Source organism: Elstera litoralis, assembly GCF_000963705.1.
Lineage (GTDB): Bacteria > Pseudomonadota > Alphaproteobacteria > Elsterales > Elsteraceae > Elstera > Elstera litoralis.
Window position 1 is genome coordinate 1 of sequence record NZ_LAJY01000825.1, and the last position, 919, is coordinate 919.

A 919-nucleotide genomic window follows, 5' to 3' on the forward strand; every position below is an offset into this window, starting at 1 on the left:
AACCTAACCCGCACCGTCATCGGGCAGGGGACGATGATCGATAATCTCGTTCATATCGCGCATAATGTGCAAATCGGTAAGGGCTGTATTATCACGGCCCAAGTTGGTATCTCCGGCAGTACCGTGCTGGAAGATTATGTCGTGCTGGGGGGACAGGTGGGCATTGCCGACCATATCCGCGTTGGCCGGGGAACTCGGATCGCGTCGCGGACGGGATTGTTTCGGGATGCGCCGGCTGGCTCCAGCCTTGGAGGGTTTCCGGCGGTGCCTATCCGCGAATGGCACCGCCAATCGGCTTTTCTGTTAAAGGTCGGGCAGAAAAAAGGAACAAGCGAATGAGTGATACCATCACCGTGGAAGGAACCGAAACCGGCCCAACGCCGGAAACCATTCCCGTGATCGATGTTTCCCGCATTATGCAAATGATCCCGCATCGTTACCCGATGCTGATGATCGACCGCGTGATTGATGTCATCCCGAACGAATCCTGCACGGGCGTCAAGAATGTCTCGATCAACGAGCCGTTCTTCATGGGGCATTTCCCGTCGCGTCCGGTGATGCCGGGGGTGCTGATTATCGAAGCGATGGCGCAGACGGCGGCAGTGCTGGTGGTGCAAACCCTCGGGCCGGACGCCGAAGGCAAGCTGGTTTATTTCATGACCATCGATGAAGCCCGCTTCCGGAAGCCGGTCACGCCGGGCGATCAGGTGCATATCCATGTTACCAAGCTGGCCCAACGCAAGACCGTGTGGAAATTCTCCGGTGCCGCCAAGGTGAATGGCACGCTGGTCGCCGAAGCAACCTTCGCCGCTATGATTTTGGACGAAAAATGACCCTTTCCGTGCACCCCACCGCGATTATCGAAGACGGTGCCCAACTGGGGGCCAATGTCGCCATCGGCCCCTTCTGCCACATCGGG

1 protein-coding gene and 1 pseudogene are annotated in these 919 nt (G+C 58.1%); both read left to right on the plus strand.

Annotated features, from left to right (window positions below):
* A pseudogene (locus VZ95_RS20025) lies at positions 1-339 on the plus strand (UDP-3-O-(3-hydroxymyristoyl)glucosamine N-acyltransferase); the annotation flags it as partial.
* Positions 336-833, plus strand: coding sequence for a 3-hydroxyacyl-ACP dehydratase FabZ (gene fabZ, locus VZ95_RS20030; RefSeq protein ID WP_045777009.1), 498 nt, complete (start codon positions 336-338; stop codon positions 831-833). The pseudogene VZ95_RS20025 and the gene fabZ, both read left to right, overlap by 4 nt.
* Positions 834-919: the final 86 nt, after the last annotated feature.